This is a genomic window from Bradyrhizobium sp. F1.13.3 (assembly GCF_040548265.1).
GTDB lineage: Bacteria > Pseudomonadota > Alphaproteobacteria > Rhizobiales > Xanthobacteraceae > Bradyrhizobium.
Map to the genome: position 1 here is coordinate 91,563 of NZ_JBEPRI010000015.1, position 13,583 is coordinate 105,145.

Consider the following 13,583-nt stretch of genomic DNA (forward strand, 5'->3'; position numbering starts at 1 on the left):
CTTGCTGTTTTCCAAAATAGGCCCTATGTTCGGACTGTCAATGGAATGACAGGCATCATCGAAAGGCATGGCTGGCCCATGGCAGTCACGAAGAAGAGAGCAACGGGCGAACGCGCCGGATCGGAAGTGCGGCGCGGCCGCGGTCGGCCGCAGGCTCGTCCGGATGACGAGACGCGTGCTATTATTCTCCAATCCGCGCGGCACGAATTTGCGTCGAACGGCTATGCCGCCACCGGTATGGAAAGCGTGGCGCGCCGTGCCGGTGTCTCCACCAAGACGCTGTACCGGCTGATACCAAACAAGGCTACATTGTTCGAGGCCATGATCACGGACCGCCTCGATCGTTTCGATTCGGTAGTTCGCCTGAAAGCGTGTGATGGAGGCGATGTCGAGACCGCGCTGGGCGAAGCGCTGATCGCCTGCGGAGAGCTGATTCTAGACAGTGAAGTGATCGCCCTGCAGCGTATGATCCTGGGCGAGAGCGAACAATTTCCAGAGATCGCCGAAACATTCTACGGCAAGGCGATCAAGCGCTCCGAAAGCACGCTGTCGAACTGGCTGAAGGCGCAAGCTGTGCATGGCCTGATCGAGATCGACGATGCTGTGGATGCCGCCGGCATGTTGCTGGGTATGCTCGCCTTCCAGCCGCAGCGCGCTGCCATGTTCGGCCATGCGCCCGCGCCGTCCCGAAACGAGCTAAAGCGGCGCGCGCAGGCTGCTGCCGGCCTGTTCTTGCGAGGGTGCGCGCCCCCAAACGCGTAATAACCCGTTTCGCTAACTCTGGGGACGACGTGGAACAACGGCGATCGGGATAAAACTTGAGTGCCACTCTGATTGTACATAGTCCATTTTACCAGCGCGATGCCTTGCAGCCTGGTCTTCGACGAGTGAGGCCTATCATTTGCCGTCAAGACGATAAAATATCGTCAGGCCGTACGGGGGCTGTCCACCGTAAACCGTCGACGCCCATCCCGATCAGTGGACGAGGCCCGAACGGTCGAATTTGAACTGCGAGATTCAGCGCAATTGCCGCTGCCATCCTGACGCGGCGACGCCCCTTGGACATAGTCTTTGCGGCAGAGTTCTCGTCTACGTGCATCGGCTGCAGATCGAACTCTCGGCCGCAAACCGCTTGATATCTAACGGGGTGATCTGCACTTCATCGCTTTGAACCGCGTCCCAATGACAAGGTGGTCAAACCATTCGATAGGCGCCTTGTCCGGGTCCACCTTGGCGGTAGTGTGCCTCCGCTTGATGCAAGGGCTCGAGGCTTGCTCCATCAAAATATAAGCCATGTCGAGCTTGGAATCGACGAGATCATGGCCAAACGGAAGGGGCCTCTCCGATCAGAGGATCGCGGCTATTTGTGGCCGGGCGGCGGCCTTCGGATCTCGCCTCGCGTACGATTTCGCAATGGTGCTGGTTCCGGCGGTGTGCTGCCGGTGCCGATACGCACGATGGCCTATTTCCGCTTCACAAAATCGAGCGTAGTCTGGCAGATGCCGACGCACATGGCGGAATACGGCCGTGTACTGCGGAAGCCGGACAAGGAAGCTGCCTGGTACGACCGGCTCCCGAAGCCCCTTCAGGAATACCTGACAAGCCTCGGAACGACCAAAGAGACATTACTTCCTGACTACATAGCGGATTGGAGTTGAAGCCTATCAGCCCCCCGTATGGGGTTCGATGGCCCCATCAGGCGACATATCGACCAACCAGTCATTACACATAGGGCTCCACTCGATGTCTATCAGCATGTTGGACCAAATGCTTTTCAAGCTCCCATGTGGGCATAAGGTCGTTCTTGGGCGACTATTCGGCGCTAAAGACTGGACGTGCGAACTTTGCCATCAAAAAATCGAACTAAGCTCCGGCCCTTGTAAGGCGGCCTTCGAGAAGGATTTGGAAAAGGCAAACCTAGTCGACTTGCTGGAGAAGGCTAGGGGGAACAAAGTAACGCGTCTCTCGTAATCGAAAGGCGAGCGCGAGTATCTAATCTGCGGATCGCGCCGACTGATCACGCCGCAAATAGATGTCGATCGGCGACTGACGTGGCATAAAGCAGGCATTTTCGGCGCCCTGCGTTCGGAGAGGCGATCGATGGTCCCCTCTGGGCAGCCGAGCTCGCGTAGTGGAATGACGGATCATCGACGCATCGGGACGCGGTCCGGTCCAAGCTGACGCGCCTGAGGCCGTTCGCATTCAGTACGCCGCTGGAACGCGCGAACCTTCCCTGATCGGACCCCGACATTTGGACGATCGACAGCACCCTGCTGGCTCGCGCCTGCGTCGACGAAATCATCTCGCTCAGCGCATCCAGGATCTGGTCCCAGACGCCAGCCCGCCGCCACTGAACGAAGGGCGCTGCAACCAATTCGTCACGCCGATGATGGCGGATGACGCGCGGGACAGGCGCACCATCCGCCTCATCATGGGCGTCACTCTATCCACGCTCCTCAGCCTTATCCTTGCGCCAGCTCAGGATTGTCAATGTCCAGCCCACCATGACAACCAGATTAATCGCAAGCAACGCAGGGTCGCCGTACTGGGAGTAAAGCACGAACAATGCCGCGATGATGAAGCCGCGCACAAATAGAGTCACCGTATAAACTGGAGACGCTTTATTGATGATCAATCCAAACGCGATGATTCCCAGCGAAAAAATAAGTACCCCGAACATACGAAGGCCGAGGTCATCGTAGGCGTGGTTGGTGAGTAACAAATTCATCATCGTCTGCGGAACGAACATCAGCGACACGCCAACCGGAAGCGTGTAGCCGACGAGGTAGTACAAACTGAGCCGCGTCCTCGGTAATTCATGGCTTTCGGCGGAGGTGTCGTTCCCTATAGTGGTCGATATTGCACTCATGGCCTTTTTCCTTTGGCTTGAATTGGTCATTGACGGGCGAGATTTCACCAGCCTTGGCTTTGCTCGGGTTGCCGCAACTGTCTTCTCAATTGGTGTCTTTGGCGTTCGGTTGATGCAGGCTGCCGGCCCCGGAGTGATCCGCCCGTGAGACGGTCGGCGAACGAGCCGATCACGATGGACGCGATGCCCAAGGACGCCATAACGGCTTCGAAGTAGGTAAAGTCCATTGGTGCTTTCCTTTCTGTATTTGGACAAAAAACGTGGTCGATCAAATCCCAGTCATCCTCGAGCGCTCACGTGTTTCACTTGGAGATCGAGGCACTGGGCGAAGGGCTTAATCTTCGGGTGCTGCCTCTCAGCATTCAGAAAACCTGTTGTGGGATCATCCAAACTGAAACCGTCTGCCAGATGCCTTCGCCTGAGTTGCGCTGATAGGCGACAAAGTCAGCACCGTCGTCGTGCACCAGTTTGTGGCGATAAGCGTCGGTCGTTTTCGTCATTGAACTTCTCCTCATGCGTTGGCGTCCTCTTCGCAAGACGCCGTTGTCGAACAAGATGGAGAAGAGAGTCCGCCTTGCCATCCCCTGGATTTTGGAAGCAATCCTTCCGAAGTCTGAGAGATCCCGACGTGTTGGATACGTCCGCCGGCGTGTTACCCAAGGTCCCGCCCACTCAAGCGAGATAGCCGGAAGCGCCGTCCCACAGTAACTTCAATGCCGTCACGACCAGCAGTCCATAGCAAGCACGATAGATCTGACGCTGGTCCAGCGAGCCGTGAAGTCGCCAACCCAGCCATACGCCGCCGGGAATGGCGAACAGACAAATCGCCATCAAGGTCCAGACGCTGGCGGTCGGTTTGACCAGCAGCAGCCACGGCACCGCCTTGGTCGCGTTGCCGACGGTGAAGAACAGGCTTGTCGTTCCGGCGTAGATTTCCTTGCTGAGGCCGAGGGGCAGTAGGTACATCGCAAGCGGCGGCCCGCCTGAATGCGCCACCATCGTGGTTATTCCCGAGGCAAGACCGGCGGTGATTGCCTTCGGCCTGGACCGCGGACGTGTAGCAATTTCCGCGCCTGCAACCAGCCATAGGCCAACAAAGATCAGAGTGAGCACCGCCATCACAATTGCGATCGCGCGATGGTCGAGTAAGCGGAACACCAGGTAGCCAAACCCGATGCCAATTACGAGTCCCGGCAACAGCAGCGCAAGGTCAGGCTTCGACCAGGTCGAAGGCTTCCAGTACAGCAGCGCGAACAGATCCATCGCGATGAACAAGGGCGCGAGCAGACCACCGGCGGTGACCGGGTCCATCACGCACGACAGTAGTGGAATGCCGACGATGGAGAATCCGCCACCGAACGCTCCCTTCATGAAACAGATCAGGAAGACGCCGGCAAAGGCGACCATGATCGTGGTGAGCGTCAACTCCATGGGAGACTCCATTGGTTGCTCCGGGCAATGCGACGCCTTTGGCGCAACCGCTCCTCGCGCGGACCGCGCCTTGATTGAGGAAGTTTTCGCATCCCCGGTAAGGTTGGGTTGATGTGGCCAGAATGACCCGATACAGTTCTCGGTGCAATTAGAACATTGAACTCGGTGCAATAAATGTCGAAGCCCGAATATCTGAAGCTCGCTGATGCAATTGCCTCGGAAATAGCTGCAGGCGCCTTCAAGCCGGGCGACCGCCTGCCGCCTCAGCGCAATTTTGCTTACGAGCGTAAGATCGCCGTCTCGACGGCGGGCCGCGTCTACGCCGAGCTACTGCGCCGCGGGCTCGTCGTCGGCGAGATAGGTAGGGGCACCTTCATCTCGGGCAATGCCAGGCGCGGAGCGGCAGCGCCAAGCGAGCCGCGGGGCGTCCGGATAGACCTCGAGTTCAATTATCCGATGCTTCCCGAGCAGACCGCGCTGATCGCAAAAAGCCTGAATGGCCTGGACAAAGTTGCGGCGCTCGATGCCGCATTGAGGCAGGGGACCAGCATCGGAACAACGGCGGTCCGAAGCGTCGCGGCTGAATATCTTTCGCAGGGTGCGTGGTCGCCCACCGCTGAACAACTCGTGTTCACCGGGAACGGGCGGCAGAGCATTGCCGCCGCACTTGCCGCAATCGTGCCTACCGGCGGCCGCTGCGGCGTGGAGGCCCTGACCTATCCCTTCATCAAGGGCATCGCGGCCCGGCTGGGTATTTTGCTGGTGCCTCTAGCGATGGACGAAGGCGGCGTACGGCCTGACTCGGTGCAAAAGGCGCACCGTGAGGCCCATCTCTCGGCCATCTATATTCAGCCGGCGATCCACAATCCGTTGGGTATGACAATGACCTCGGCACGCCGGGCCGATCTCCTGCGCGTCGTCGAGAAGCTCAACCTTCCGATCATTGAGGACAACGTCTACGGCTTCCTGGACAATGAGCCGCCACTTGCCGCGCTGGCGCCGGAGGCCTGCATTGTGATCGACAGTCTCTCGAAGAGGGTCGCGCCGGGCCTGACCCTGGGCTTCATCGTGCCGCCGCCGCGGCTACGTGAAACCATGGCGGCCTCGGTGCGTTCGGGCGGGTGGACCGCATCGGGATTTGCGTTTGCGGCTGCGCAGCGAATGATGGGTGATGGCACCATTGCCGAGCTTACGAGATTGAAGCGCCTCGATGCGCGCGCGCGTCAGAAGCTTGCGGTTGATTGCCTTTCGGGCTTCGAAATCCAGACCAACGGAAAATGCTATCATCTGTGGTTGACGCTGCCGGCACACTGGCGCTCGCAGACCTTAGTCGCTGCCGCAGCCAGGCGCGACATTGCACTGACTCCGTCGACGACTTTTGCCGCCACGCTTGGCCATGCACCCAACGCCGTGAGGCTGGCTTTGGCGGCTCCGACCATGGACCAACTCGATACTGGCCTGCGCACATTGGCAGCGATGCTGAACGCCAAGGAGGAGGATTTCGATGCGACGGAATGAGGGGCGCTGTCGCAAATGCTCGCTCCGGTCTAGAGTTGCGGGGCGCCGTTGAGTAGCGATGTAAGGTCCAGCTTTCTGGCGGATCTTCTCGCGAAAACCCGCACTAAGAGTGCTTGTTCGAGCGGATTGTCAGCCTCGGCCGGGCTTTCCAAAATTTGGAAGGGCTCCTTCCGCTATGGGCGCCTGTTGACGCATCGTCCTCGCCCCATCTCCTGGACCAGACGCCGCCAGAGTGCGGCCCAACACACCAGGAGGCGGATATGGGAGAAGTTGTCCGATTTGTGTCAAAGGCCGAGCGCGAGCGACTCCGCCTGATTCGAGAAGCCCGCGCCATTTACGACAGCGTTTTCCCGCCGTCTCAATCGGTCAACGAGCAGCGAGACGAGCCGCCACTGATGCATGGTGCCAACGGAGCCAATGCTCAGCACCCCCACAACATTCTGTCGTGATCACCAACATCGCGATGTTCTGCGACCACTGAACACTTTTCGCAAACAACAGGAGAGCGCCGTGTCAATCCAAAACATGCTTGCCGCAACCGTATTTGCTTTTTCCTCTCTAACGACCGCTCATGCTAATGGCCTCCGTCCGATTGAAGCCACGAGCATCCACCTTGGCGATATATCGGGCGTCGCCTACTACACCGCCGAGCCTGATGGGTTTCACGTCGTCACGACTCTTGTGCAAGGCAAAGAGGGAACGCCGATCCGCGTCGTGTCGGTTCTTGCGCCGGGCCAGCGTGTGGTTCTTTCGACAGCAAATCGGGCGAGCAGGCTGGAAATCAGCCGACAAGGCGACAGCGTCCTCGTCCGCAAGGCGAACGCAGCCGTGGACTGAATCTTAGTCAACCAATGTAGCTATGGAATAAGGATGCCAAGCATGTCGACGATCCGTCTCCATCGAACGACCACTTTGACACCCGAACAGTATATTGCCGGGCTCACCGACTTCGGGCCCGGTCGCGCGAAGCTCTTAGGCAATAGCGCCGACGAGTACCTCAAGGTGCATCACAAGGGTCGTTCGCACGCCGACGTCACAGAAGGCTCGTCCGGCATCTGGGAACGCCTGACCTACGACTGGTCCGATCCCGACCGCGTTGTACTCACGACCACCGAGTCCAATGTATGGGGAGGCGCGTCAGGTCACACATACGCTTTCACGCGTCTTCCAGACGGCACGACCGACATTGACGTCGCTGTCGTACGCGATGGCAAGAATTTCAAGGGATGGATCCTCGGGCTGGTGCTCAAGACCATCGGCAAGCGCGTTTTGAAAAGAGGGTTTGAAAAGTCCGTCGACGCCATTGAGATTCGAAACGCCTCTTTGAAGAATCGCGAGGTTGTTGTCGGGCTGCGGCCAACCAAAGCTGCCTAGCGACCCCGCCGCTAACTGGCGAGCACTCGTTTCAACCGCGGCGCCGCGAAATCCAGGAAAGCGCGTATTTTGATCGGCAGGAATCGGTTGGCGGCGTATACAAGAGACACCGGCAGCGGTATCGGCTGGAAAGCATCGAGCACGGTCGTCAAAGGTCCACCGTCGTTTAGGGGTTCCTGAAGCTGGTAGGAAAGAGCGGCCGCAATTCCGATCCCGGCACGAGCTGCGGCGAAGGCGGCCTCAGCATTTCCAACGACGAGCCGCGTCTGTACCGGGACTGCAGTCGTCGCCTTGTCTTTGACGAAGGTCCAGACATCGCCTGACGCAAAGCCGGCATAGGTTATGCAATCATGATCTGCCAATTCTTCCGGCGTACGCGGCGTTCCGCGAACCGAAAGATAGGCGGGACTGGCGCAGGCCAGGCGACGCACTTCGCCGACCCGGATCGCCATCAGGCCGCTATCCGGCAGCGCGCCAATGCGCACCCCAACATCGATTTGCTCCTGAACCAGACTCAGCACGCGATCTGTGGGGATCATTCTGACCTTGATATCCGGATACGCCTTGAGGAAATCGGCCATGATCGGAATGAGGATGGTTCGCCCAAGACCGAGCGGCGTTGTCACCGATAGCTCGCCTGTCGGCGCGATATATTCACCCGACGCTGAACGCTCGGCTTCGGTCACGTCCGCAAGAATGCGCTTGCATGCGGTCAGGTAGGAGCTGCCCGCATCGGTGAGCACCAATTGGCGGCTCGACCGACTGAACAGCTTGGTCCGCAAATGTGACTCAAGCTCGGAGACCTTACGGCTGACCGTTGCGAGCGGCGTCTTCAATCGACGCGCCGCAGCCGACAGGCTGCCGGCCTCGACCACGGCGAGGAAGGTCGACATGGCTTCCAACCGATCCATTCGAATCCTCTTCCAAAATCCGGAAGGACAGCTCTCGACTTTGCCACGTCGCCGCAAATTTCGGAAGATACAGGGTGCTAGATACCTCGTTGAATTGGTCTGCCAAGGGCGCGGACGGGCGTTACGGGCGACGGGAGGCCCGATGAAAAGCGACCTCTTTGATCCCGCGGATTTTCGTTTACCACACCCCCTGCCGTCACGGTCACCTCAAAACGGTTTCTGCTTGCTCTTGCGTTCACCCCGCGCGACCGGGATCCACTTCGCTGCGGCACGTCGCATTGACCGGCGTCGTCGGCACGATTCCGCGGCTCGGATGATTTCAAGAGCTTCATCTGTAGCCGCGCTTCCAGTTTGGACATCTTGCGGCTCGCAATTGCGAGCGTGTCTGTACCGGAGCCTGGCAGCGGGCAGGCTGCCATAACGATCCGTGTCTGCTTCCGTTTTCTGGAAGGATGAATCTCGATTTTGTCCAATACCGGATAACTGAGCAGAGTCTATCTCCAGCGTCGACGACGTAGTCGCTTAGCGCACGGGAGACGGACATGAACACGACTGAAACGAAGGGCATTGCGCTCATTACCGGCGCATCGAGTGGTATCGGAGCAGTCTACGCTGACCGGCTGGCAAAACGCGGCCGCGACCTCATTCTGGTTGCTCGCAACATGGATCGGCTTTCATCGCTGGCGCGTCGTCTCACGAGCGACACCGGCCGCAACGTGGAGACGGTCCAAGCCGATCTCACCTCTCCGGCAGACCTGCGGCGCGTCGAGGACATCTTGCGGAACAATGCCGGGATTTCCCTGCTGGTCAATAACGCCGGCTTTGGCGCCACCAAGCCGCTTCTTGCCTCCGATGTCGACCAAATGGAGGAGATGATCCGACTTAATGTTACCGCACCGACCCGCCTGACCTATGCCGTGGTCCCTGGATTCGTCAGCCGCGGCCGCGGCACGATCATCAACATTTCGTCGATCGTTGCGATCGCGCCGGAGCGATTGAACGGCGTCTACGGCGGCACCAAGGCATTCGTGTTGGCGCTCAATCATTCTCTCGTCCACGAACTCGCTGACAAGGGCATCCGCGCTCAAGCGGTCCTTCCCGGCGCCACAGCGACCGAATTTTGGGACATTGCCGGCAAGCCGGTTCACCAACTGCCCGCGGAGATCGTGATGTCGGCTGACGACATGGTCGACGCCGCATTGGCAGGCCTCGATCTCGGCGAGACCGTGACAATTCCTTCGCTGCCCGACCAGACGGAATGGGATCGCTATGAGATGGCTCGCCGCACCATGAACTGCAAGCTTTCGAGTGCAATCCCGGCGCCTCGGTACCACGTGCGCCAACACAGCGGCCTGAGCATGTAACGGCACTTGCCGCGTAGTCGTACCAAATGCTGCAATTGAAATCAGGGAGATCGTCATGAAGACGAACATCATTACAGAGGTAATCGATCAAGATCGACGCAAATTTCTGGGTGCGGCTGCCATGGGTATCGCGGTAGCCGGTGCCGCAAGCCTGCTTCCGTCGCCTTTGGCGGCTGCGCCCGCCAACGCTATCCGTCCCTTCCACGTCAATGTGCCGGAAGAGCAACTCTCCGATCTCCGCCGACGCGTCCTGGCGACGCGATGGCCGGATCGGGAGACGGTTGGCGATGCGTCGCAAGGCGTTCAGCTTGCGACGACAGAAAAGCTCGCGCGCTATTGGGCGACGGAATACGACTGGCGCAAGGTGGAGGCGCAGCTCAACGCCCTGCCGCAATTCATCACCGAGATCGACGGCCTTGATATCCATTTCATTCACGTTCGCTCGAAGCATCAAGACGCACTGCCGCTGATCGTCACGCATGGCTGGCCCGGGTCGATCATCGAGCAGTTGAAGATCATCGAACCGCTGACGAACCCAACTTCACATGGCGGCAGCGCCGCGGACGCCTTCCATGTCGTGATTCCGTCGTTGCCCGGCCATGGCTTCTCGGGCAAGCCGAAGGCGCCCGGCTGGACCCCCGTCACCATCGCCCGTGCTTGGGCCACGTTGATGCAACGCCTCGGCTACACGAAATATGTCGCACAGGGCGGCGATTGGGGGAACGCCGTCTCGGAGGTGATGGGTTTGCAGCGGCCGGCAGGACTGCTTGGAATTCACACCAACATGGCAGCCACGGTTCCGGCCAATATCTCAAAGGCGCTTGCGTATCACGAGACGCCGCCTAGCGACCTCACCACAGACGAACGGAAAGCGTGGGATCAATTGGCCGATTTCTACGGCAAGGGGCTCGCATACGCCCTGGAGATGTCAAACCGCCCGCAAACCCTGTACGCCATCGCGGATTCGCCGGTTGGGCTCGCCGCGTGGATGATCGATCACGACATCCGCAGCTACAAGCTTATCGCGCGCGTTTTTGACGGATCAACTGAGGGCCTGACGCGTGATGACATCCTCGACAACGTCACGCTTTACTGGCTGACGAACACTGCGGTCTCGTCTGCGCGCCTCTATTGGGACACCACGCAGATCTCGACCGGGGGAGGCTTCTTTGATGTTCGGGGCGTCAAGATTCCGGTTGCGGTAAGCGCTTTTGCCGATGAGATTTACCAAGCTCCGCGGAGCTGGGCAGAGCGGGCTTACCCTAACCTGATCCACTACAACAAGCTTGAAAAGAGTGGCCACTTTGCGGCTTGGGAGCAACCGCAAATCTTCTCGGCTGAGCTGCGGACTGCATTCAGGTCCCTGCGGGAAACCCAATAAATAGGCCGTCCTAACCGAACAGCATAGGAGTTGCACATGAGCGTGAGTCAGGAGCAGAGCGGATCTGCGATCAAGCCTCCCCGAGCAGCTAAAATCCATTTGAAGCTCGAGGCTGTCGTTCTCCCGGTCTCGGACGTCGATCGCGCAAAATCCTTCTACGGCAAGCTGGGCTGGCGGCTGGACGCAGACTTTGTCGCTGGCGAGCCGTTCCGCGTGGTACAGTTCACGCCTCCAGGCTCACCGGCCTCAATCCATTTCGGCAAGGGATTGACGTCGGCCGCTCCCGGAGCAGCCCAGAACCTTTATCTGGTCGTCTCGGACATCGAGGCTGCACGCGCCGAACTGGTCGAACGCGGTGCCAACGTAGGCGAGGTATTCCATCGCGCCGGTCCAGGACAGCCACGCATCAATGGACGAGATCCCGCGGGGCGCAGTTACGTCTCGTTCGCCTCATTCAGTGACCCAGACGGAAACACCTGGCTGATCCAGGAGATCACCACGCGATTGGCTGGGCGCGTGGACGCGGAACAAACAACGTTCTCCTCGCCGGCCGAACTTGCGGGTGCGCTTCGTCGCGCTGCGGCCGCGCACGGTGAGCACGAGAAAAGGATCGGTGCTCCGGATGCAAACTGGCCGGACTGGTACGCCGACTACATGGCGGCCGAATTGTCTGGCCGTGAGCTGCCGACATAGGCCGCGTCGCAGCCTCCAGACCTAGGCGGCACTCGCCCGGCCTAGGGAATCTTGTTTTATTCAGGAAACCGAGGAAACGCGCGGGCGTGCGGCAGTGCCCTGCCTTGCTGTTGCAGCCAGCGAAGCGACGTACGACGTGCCTGCGAGCCGTTCCCGGCCGCGTTTGGCTTGACCGGCCGTTTCACGATCGACTGATCGTATCAGCTGGGTTGGTCCGGAAGCGGCCAGGCCGCTCCCGGAATGCATGTGTTAGAACGCGAACTGGGTGCGCATCGCGACTGCATCAAATTTCGAGCCGACGTCCGCCGTCGAGAGCGGCGAGGCCTGCTTCGATACGTTGCCATGTAGGTAGTCGAGCATGAAACGGACATTGCCATTGACATACCAGTTGAGCGCGAGCGTGTAGACCGTCTGCCGACCGCCGGCGATGCCATTAGCGGTCGCGAGCTGATCGTTGAGGTCGATGGTCGAGAAGCGCCCCGCGACCTCCCACGCGCCCCAGCCGCCGCCCTCAAGCGAGAACGGATGGGCCGGCTTGACGCCGCCATATGCGGCAGACGCCGGATTGTAGGCATGGCTCTCGCCGGTCAGAACGTAGCCCGCTTGCGCATACCCGCCCTGGAACTTCAAGCTCGGCGCACCGAAGGGCGGCAAACCTGTGTTAGCGGTGCGATCGACGTTGTACCAGAAATACTCGCCCTGAAGGATCAGCGGTCCATACGTCGCGGCGGCTTCAATGCTGTAGACCTGTGCGCCCGAAACGTTGGCCATCGCGCCTGTCGAAACCAGCGTCGTCGGGTCGAGACGCAACTCCGGTCGATCGCTGAGCGTAACGGTCTGCGTGTTGGCAATGAGATTGCGCGGGGGTTGAATCAGCCATTGCGCATCGGCACCGAGATGGACCGAATAGTCCTTGCCGTTAATGGGATTGCCCGCAATGCGCGCCACGGCGCCGTATTGCTCGCTCGTCCCCGCCGGTGCAACGCTCGAGGCGGAGTGGATCGCGCCGGCAGCGGGTCCTGTGACGTAGCCGCCAACCCAGAGCTGGTCATTGTACCAGCGTGTTCCGACCGCGGAGCGGAAGTCGCCGGCGGCAATGTTGGTGGCGATGACGCCGGACGAAGCGCGCTCCATGAATAGGATATCGTTCGAGCTGGTGGCCTCGTCCAACGTGTACGGCAGGTCCATGATGCCGGCCTCGATCGCCATCCGACCGCCGAACGGCTTCAGCCCGGTGTAGCTAAGGAAGGCGTTTTCCACGCCGGATACGCCGCCGCCTGGCAGGGATCCTGGCGCGGCGCCGCCGAATCCCGCGGAGGTGCCGCCGAAGTCGTAGACCAGGGCGAAATTCCAGTCGTTGAAGAACTTGCCGGCAAGGCCAATGCGTGCGCGCCGGAGATTTTCGCCGCTATCGAGTCTCTGCGGCACGGTCGCCGCCGTGTTGGGCCTATAATCGTAGCCGCCGACATCCCAATGCACGCGCCCAGTGATTGCGATGCAGTTTGCCTCGTCGGCGGTGCAGATCGTCGGCCGGTTGTTCGGCATCGTCACCACGACCCCTGCAGCCGCCGCCGGACCTTTGACCGGGATGGCGGCACTGGCGTTGGCGACCGCGACCTTTGCCTCGGACCGCGCCTCGAGCCTGGCCTCCGCCTTTGCGCTTGCCGCAGCCACCGTGTTTGCCGCGGTCTGCTTCTGGAGCTTGTCGAGCTTCTGTTCCAGGACTCTCAATTGCTGCTTTAACAGCGCAATTTCTTGATCACTGCTTGCCGACTGTGCATGAGCTTGCGATGCCGCGAGCGCACCGGCGAGGCCTAGCGCTGCGGTTGCGAATGTTTTGCTGAGCACGTCACACCCCCTCTGTTCGGTGAAGTCTCCCTAAGGCCCGAACCTGTCGCAAGGGCGATTGACTGTGGCACTACTGCTGCAGGTCCCGGTTGTTGCATTATACAAAGTTTATGGGGTTTTGAGGCTTGTACGAAACCGTAGACATACGTGACCGTGCACCTGAAGCTTGTCTGCAACACCAAAAACCGGCCTCC

At 59.9% G+C, this 13,583-nt stretch carries 16 protein-coding genes; 10 read left to right on the forward strand and 6 right to left on the reverse strand.

Annotated features, from left to right (window positions below; translation table 11 throughout):
* Positions 1–45 precede the first annotated feature (45 nt).
* Positions 46–762, forward strand: a complete 717-nt coding sequence (locus ABIB66_RS32470) for a TetR/AcrR family transcriptional regulator (RefSeq protein ID WP_354257149.1) — start codon at positions 46–48, stop codon at positions 760–762.
* Between the two features lie 145 nt (positions 763–907).
* On the opposite strand, the gene ABIB66_RS32475 is transcribed toward ABIB66_RS32470, so the two are convergent.
* Positions 908–1,099 carry a hotdog family protein gene (locus ABIB66_RS32475; protein WP_354257152.1) on the reverse strand — a complete coding sequence of 64 codons (192 nt, stop codon included), beginning with the start codon at positions 1,097–1,099 and terminating at the stop codon, positions 908–910.
* Positions 1,100–1,319: 220 nt separating this feature from the next.
* Between ABIB66_RS32475 and ABIB66_RS32480 the strand changes: the two genes are divergently transcribed.
* Positions 1,320–1,658, forward strand: a complete 339-nt coding sequence (locus tag ABIB66_RS32480) for a hypothetical protein (protein ID WP_354257155.1) — start codon at positions 1,320–1,322, stop codon at positions 1,656–1,658.
* A gap of 785 nt (positions 1,659–2,443) precedes the next feature.
* On the opposite strand, the gene ABIB66_RS32485 is transcribed toward ABIB66_RS32480, so the two are convergent.
* Positions 2,444–2,869 carry a hypothetical protein gene (locus tag ABIB66_RS32485; RefSeq protein ID WP_354257158.1) on the reverse strand — a complete coding sequence of 142 codons (426 nt, stop codon included), beginning with the start codon at positions 2,867–2,869 and terminating at the stop codon, positions 2,444–2,446.
* Here ABIB66_RS32485 and ABIB66_RS32490 point away from each other — a divergent pair.
* Complete coding sequence (locus ABIB66_RS32490) at positions 2,868–3,017, forward strand: hypothetical protein (RefSeq protein WP_354257161.1); 150 nt, start codon at positions 2,868–2,870, stop codon at positions 3,015–3,017. The genes ABIB66_RS32485 and ABIB66_RS32490 overlap by 2 nt on opposite strands.
* A gap of 214 nt (positions 3,018–3,231) precedes the next feature.
* Here the strand turns inward: ABIB66_RS32490 and ABIB66_RS32495 are convergent, their stop codons facing one another.
* Positions 3,232–3,369, reverse strand: a complete 138-nt coding sequence (locus ABIB66_RS32495; RefSeq protein ID WP_354257164.1) for a hypothetical protein — start codon at positions 3,367–3,369, stop codon at positions 3,232–3,234.
* Positions 3,370–3,541: 172 nt separating this feature from the next.
* Positions 3,542–4,300 carry a sulfite exporter TauE/SafE family protein gene (locus ABIB66_RS32500; RefSeq protein WP_354257168.1) on the reverse strand — a complete coding sequence of 253 codons (759 nt, stop codon included), beginning with the start codon at positions 4,298–4,300 and terminating at the stop codon, positions 3,542–3,544.
* Positions 4,301–4,474: 174 nt separating this feature from the next.
* Here ABIB66_RS32500 and ABIB66_RS32505 point away from each other — a divergent pair, with 174 nt between their 5' ends.
* The 4 genes from ABIB66_RS32505 to ABIB66_RS32520 all read left to right on the forward strand — a co-directional run bounded on the left by ABIB66_RS32505 (position 4,475) and on the right by ABIB66_RS32520 (position 7,192).
* Positions 4,475–5,818 (forward strand): aminotransferase-like domain-containing protein, encoded by a 1,344-nt coding sequence (locus ABIB66_RS32505; RefSeq protein WP_354257171.1) that lies wholly within the window; start codon positions 4,475–4,477, stop codon positions 5,816–5,818.
* Between the two features lie 260 nt (positions 5,819–6,078).
* Positions 6,079–6,267: a hypothetical protein gene (locus tag ABIB66_RS32510; protein ID WP_354257174.1), complete on the forward strand. Its 189-nt coding sequence runs from the start codon at positions 6,079–6,081 to the stop codon at positions 6,265–6,267.
* A 61-nt stretch (positions 6,268–6,328) separates the two neighbouring features.
* Entirely contained in the window at positions 6,329–6,655 is a 327-nt protein-coding gene (locus ABIB66_RS32515) for a hypothetical protein (protein WP_354257177.1), read from the forward strand.
* A gap of 42 nt (positions 6,656–6,697) precedes the next feature.
* Positions 6,698–7,192: a hypothetical protein gene (locus ABIB66_RS32520; protein WP_354257180.1), complete on the forward strand. Its 495-nt coding sequence runs from the start codon at positions 6,698–6,700 to the stop codon at positions 7,190–7,192.
* A gap of 11 nt (positions 7,193–7,203) precedes the next feature.
* Here the strand turns inward: ABIB66_RS32520 and ABIB66_RS32525 are convergent, their stop codons facing one another.
* Entirely contained in the window at positions 7,204–8,103 is a 900-nt protein-coding gene (locus ABIB66_RS32525) for a LysR family transcriptional regulator (RefSeq protein WP_354257183.1), read from the reverse strand.
* A gap of 542 nt (positions 8,104–8,645) precedes the next feature.
* On the opposite strand from ABIB66_RS32525, the gene ABIB66_RS32530 reads away from it, so the two are divergent.
* The 3 genes from ABIB66_RS32530 to ABIB66_RS32540 are packed head-to-tail and all read left to right on the forward strand — an operon-like array spanning position 8,646 to position 11,541.
* Complete coding sequence (locus ABIB66_RS32530) at positions 8,646–9,467, forward strand: SDR family NAD(P)-dependent oxidoreductase (protein ID WP_354257186.1); 822 nt, start codon at positions 8,646–8,648, stop codon at positions 9,465–9,467.
* A gap of 55 nt (positions 9,468–9,522) precedes the next feature.
* Positions 9,523–10,848 (forward strand): epoxide hydrolase family protein, encoded by a 1,326-nt coding sequence (locus tag ABIB66_RS32535; RefSeq protein WP_354257189.1) that lies wholly within the window; start codon positions 9,523–9,525, stop codon positions 10,846–10,848.
* Between the two features lie 36 nt (positions 10,849–10,884).
* Positions 10,885–11,541, forward strand: a complete 657-nt coding sequence (locus ABIB66_RS32540; RefSeq protein ID WP_354257192.1) for a VOC family protein — start codon at positions 10,885–10,887, stop codon at positions 11,539–11,541.
* A 249-nt stretch (positions 11,542–11,790) separates the two neighbouring features.
* Here the strand turns inward: ABIB66_RS32540 and ABIB66_RS32545 are convergent, their stop codons facing one another.
* Positions 11,791–13,389, reverse strand: a complete 1,599-nt coding sequence (locus tag ABIB66_RS32545; RefSeq protein ID WP_354257195.1) for an OprO/OprP family phosphate-selective porin — start codon at positions 13,387–13,389, stop codon at positions 11,791–11,793.
* Positions 13,390–13,583: the final 194 nt, after the last annotated feature.

Coding starts and splice junctions, on each gene's coding strand:
- ABIB66_RS32470 (WP_354257149.1), top strand. CDS start 46: ATGACAGGCATCATCGAAAGGCATGGCTGGCCCATGGCAGTCACGAAG.
- ABIB66_RS32475 (WP_354257152.1), bottom strand. CDS start 1,099: ATGCACGTAGACGAGAACTCTGCCGCAAAGACTATGTCCAAGGGGCGT.
- ABIB66_RS32480 (WP_354257155.1), top strand. CDS start 1,320: ATGGCCAAACGGAAGGGGCCTCTCCGATCAGAGGATCGCGGCTATTTG.
- ABIB66_RS32490 (WP_354257161.1), top strand. CDS start 2,868: ATGGCCTTTTTCCTTTGGCTTGAATTGGTCATTGACGGGCGAGATTTC.
- ABIB66_RS32485 (WP_354257158.1), bottom strand. CDS start 2,869: ATGAGTGCAATATCGACCACTATAGGGAACGACACCTCCGCCGAAAGC.
- ABIB66_RS32495 (WP_354257164.1), bottom strand. CDS start 3,369: ATGACGAAAACGACCGACGCTTATCGCCACAAACTGGTGCACGACGAC.
- ABIB66_RS32500 (WP_354257168.1), bottom strand. CDS start 4,300: ATGGAGTTGACGCTCACCACGATCATGGTCGCCTTTGCCGGCGTCTTC.
- ABIB66_RS32505 (WP_354257171.1), top strand. CDS start 4,475: ATGTCGAAGCCCGAATATCTGAAGCTCGCTGATGCAATTGCCTCGGAA.
- ABIB66_RS32510 (WP_354257174.1), top strand. CDS start 6,079: ATGGGAGAAGTTGTCCGATTTGTGTCAAAGGCCGAGCGCGAGCGACTC.
- ABIB66_RS32520 (WP_354257180.1), top strand. CDS start 6,698: ATGTCGACGATCCGTCTCCATCGAACGACCACTTTGACACCCGAACAG.
- ABIB66_RS32525 (WP_354257183.1), bottom strand. CDS start 8,103: ATGGATCGGTTGGAAGCCATGTCGACCTTCCTCGCCGTGGTCGAGGCC.
- ABIB66_RS32530 (WP_354257186.1), top strand. CDS start 8,646: ATGAACACGACTGAAACGAAGGGCATTGCGCTCATTACCGGCGCATCG.
- ABIB66_RS32535 (WP_354257189.1), top strand. CDS start 9,523: ATGAAGACGAACATCATTACAGAGGTAATCGATCAAGATCGACGCAAA.
- ABIB66_RS32540 (WP_354257192.1), top strand. CDS start 10,885: ATGAGCGTGAGTCAGGAGCAGAGCGGATCTGCGATCAAGCCTCCCCGA.